This is a genomic window from Aquabacterium sp. (genome assembly GCF_030652515.1).
In the GTDB taxonomy this organism is placed as follows: Bacteria; Pseudomonadota; Gammaproteobacteria; order Burkholderiales; family Burkholderiaceae_C; genus Aquabacterium.
The window spans coordinates 1-3318 of record NZ_JAUSAR010000195.1 but is presented as its reverse complement, the minus strand read 5'-3'; the positions used below and the strand labels follow the sequence as shown (position 1 = coordinate 3318).

General features: G+C 61.4%; 2 protein-coding genes. One reads left to right on the top strand and one right to left on the bottom strand.

The window, feature by feature from the left end; translation table 11 throughout:
* Positions 1-113 precede the first annotated feature (113 nt).
* Entirely contained in the window at positions 114-1310 is a 1197-nt protein-coding gene (locus tag Q7V20_RS22105; RefSeq protein ID WP_304795985.1) for a phage integrase N-terminal domain-containing protein, read from the bottom strand.
* 1226 nt (positions 1311-2536) lie between these two features.
* Between Q7V20_RS22105 and Q7V20_RS22100 the strand changes: the two genes are divergently transcribed.
* A partial coding sequence (locus Q7V20_RS22100; RefSeq protein ID WP_304795983.1) for a PRTRC system protein D occupies positions 2537-3318 on the top strand: 782 nt, incomplete at its 3' end.

Here is a 3318-nt window from a genome sequence, read left to right as displayed (position 1 = left end):
ACGACTCTCAGTCTGAGGTCAATGAACTTGCCGAGTCAGCAGTCTGAGTCAAGGACATGCACAGCTTGCCCAACGCCGACGGCGCAGACATGGTTCTGCGCCGTCGGCGTTCGTCATGACACTGCTTTTGACGTTGCCTCGTGCTTGTCATTCCCATCGCGTGATCCTGACGCAGGTTGTGCTTGAACCGCACCAAGGTATGCACATGCGGCACGTGTCCTTGCATGGCCAGCGAGGAGGGCGACAGCCTGTCTTGCCGCGCGATCCAACTCGGGCGCCACAACACCATTGCCGCGAACAGGGGGCGCGGTCCCGGCCAGAGCCTCATAGTGACCGATCAGCACCTCATGGCGCAGGCCATGTGCGGTCACCCCCCGTTCGCGCACGGTGATGCCGAACTTGGTCAACACGTAGTCAAAGTGCCTGAGGTTCTTGCGCAGGTCATGGGCAGGGTTGCCCATGTGCGCATCCTGGCTGCTGACCACGCCCTGCGCGAATGCCACGGCGGCAAGCCGCTCCGGGCTGTCCAGAGGGATGTGGCGCACCCGGCCTCCCTTGCCCTTGATCCTCGCGTACCGATCTGCCGACTTGTCCTCGGGCGGCAGGCCCGTGGACTCGAAGGGCACGACGCTCTCAAATGGCCGAAACAGCACCGATTCCTTGCGCCGCAGCCCCATGGCGCGGATCAACCGCAACGATGCCCCCACAAAGCTGTCGTGGTCACAGACCTGGGCAATCACGGTGTCGATGTCCACCCCATGTGCCGACCAACCCTTGTCCCGGCTGGCGTACTCATGGCGCTGGTATTCGTCAACGCTCAAGCCGTAATGGTCTGGTGATCGCACGAAGCCATGTTTGCCCATCCACATGGCCAGCCCGCGCAGAAAGCTCAGGTAGGTCTGGATCGTCGCCGGGGCCAGGTGCTCCTGCTGCCAGACCTGCACCATGGCCCGGATGTGCTTTTGCCCCAGGTTGCGCGGGTCAGGCACCGTCTTGAACCCGGCCTTCGCCTTCAAGTCCCGAAAGAAGCGGCGCAGGAACTTGGCGCGCTCCTGCCTTGTCTTGTGTGAGACGGTCTTGGCCATCGAGGTGTGCAGGGTGTTGAACAGTTCGATCAACACATCCAGCACCTTGAGCGGTGGCGTCTTGCCCGTGGGGTAGTGGGCCAGTATGTCCTGGGGCGACTTGCCCGCCCAGCTTTGACGGCGTGCAGGTTGGTGCTGGCTTGAGCGTCCAGGGCTGGATGCTTCCTGAACCCGGCGCCGTGATGATCTGGGCGTTGTGGATCGAGGGGTGGATGAGTCAGACATGATGTGTGCCCATGGTCAAGGGCCCGCCGCCCGAACGGCGGGTTGATGTTGTGTGAAGTGGTGAGTGAAAGTGGAATCCCTTGGAGATCGCCGATGACGCGGATTCCGTCGCGCCATCGGTTCGTGGTCAAGCATTCAGCGCCGCACGCGACCACGACCGGTGCGGCGCCTACCCAAAGGTTTGTCGGTCGGTGTACCTGCGTTGATGCATCGACACCGGCCAACTCGGTCTTTCTTAAAAACGAAACGGGTGATCCGTCCCAGTTGTGCATTTCTGCAGCCGTGGGGTTGGTGATGCCGGTTTGCCTCTGGGGCATGGGCGGCATCGGCGCGGAGGTCAGGCCTCTCGCGTCTGTGGTGGATCAGTTCTGGATTCGGAGCGCCATCCACTCGCATGGGTCCACCCCTGACCGAAAGTCCAGGGCGGTGCCGAGTTCATGAGCGAGGTCGCACGGGGAGCCTAAAGAGGCAAACACAACCGTGCGGTGCGCCGAGGCGCGTGCTCAAGGGATGGCGGGAACAGCGGTTCAGCATCGGGTGCCGACTGCGTGCTCGAAGACCGTGGCGCGTTTCAGGAACGCCCAACTCAGGGAGTTGGCGGGGCCATCGGTGCATGCACTGCGAAGAAGACCTCAGGGCCATCACCTCAGGGGCGATGGCGAATTCCGGTTCAAGGACCAGAGCTTGGAGGGCAGGTAACGACTGCGACGCCTTTTGCTCCATCAGGAGCAGAGCCAGGACGGCTCTCGGGAATCTGTAGTGGACTCGCCGGGGGCCCTTAGGTCAAGGACCACAGCCGCAATGGCCCGCATAGCAGGGCGTTTGAGCGTGGCGAACTAGGGGCGCGCAACATGCCCTTGAGCCGTGCTTATTTACTGATAGGGCACAAGCGCCAGACAGCCCGTGGGCTTGACATCAAAAAATCCTGCCTCTGGTTCCCAACACAGGTTCTCGATGGGCTGAGATGGACATCGATGGCGCCTGCCTCGGGCGTGGCGAGAGGGGTTGACGAGTGTCATTCGAATGAGAACGTGGTGACACACGCGACCCCAGAACCCAGAGCCCGAAGGTTTGGCAACAGGCCAATGTCATTGCGGCGCATGCAGGCTGACAGTGAATCTGCACCGATGCCGAAATCGGGTGTTCTGAGTCGGGGTTTGCCGTGGCGGGATCGTGTCAGCTTGCTGATGCTGATCGCTCATGAACCCACGCCTTGGAGGCTCATCATGGATTTGATCGTCAGAGCGGTGGATGTCGGATCAGGCAACACCAAATACGTCGTTGGCACGGAGGGCACCGAGATCCGCTGCGCCAGCTTTCCTTCTATTGCATACCCGAGCGCCAGCGAGACTCAAGCCTGGTCGGCATCCGAACGGCGCAAAACCGTGTCCATCCCCATTGGACACTTGTTCTACGAGGTCGGGCCCGATGTCCACCTGGTGGCCGATTCCGTGCGTGCAACCCAATTGCACGACGAGTACACCGACACGCCCGAGTACATGGCCTTGCTTCGAGGCGCCCTGCATCTCATGAAGCAAAGTCGCATCGACCTCCTGGTGGTGGGCCTGCCTGTGGCTCTGCTGCACCTCAAGAAGGCGGCGCTGGAGAAGGCGATGACGGGAACGCATGACGTTGGGAGTGGCAAGACGGTGACTGTCGTCAAGGCACTCGCTGTGGCGCAGCCTCAGGGAGCGCTGGCGCATTACGCATCGGTGCACAAAAAGATGGCCACCATCGGCAATGAGCAGAGCTTAATCATCGACCCTGGCTCAAGAACCTTTGACTGGTTGGTGGCCAGGGGCATGAGGCAGGTTCAAAAGCAAAGCCATTCGTTCAACCGTGGCATGTCGGATGTGCTGCGCCTGATCGCCGCCGAGATCACCAAGGACATCGGCAGCCCCTATCGCGACCTCGACGCCATCGACCTGGCCTTGCGAACGGGCAAGCAGCCAGTGATTTTCCAGAAGTCCTACGACATCACCAGATTCATGCCCATGGCTGAGGCGGT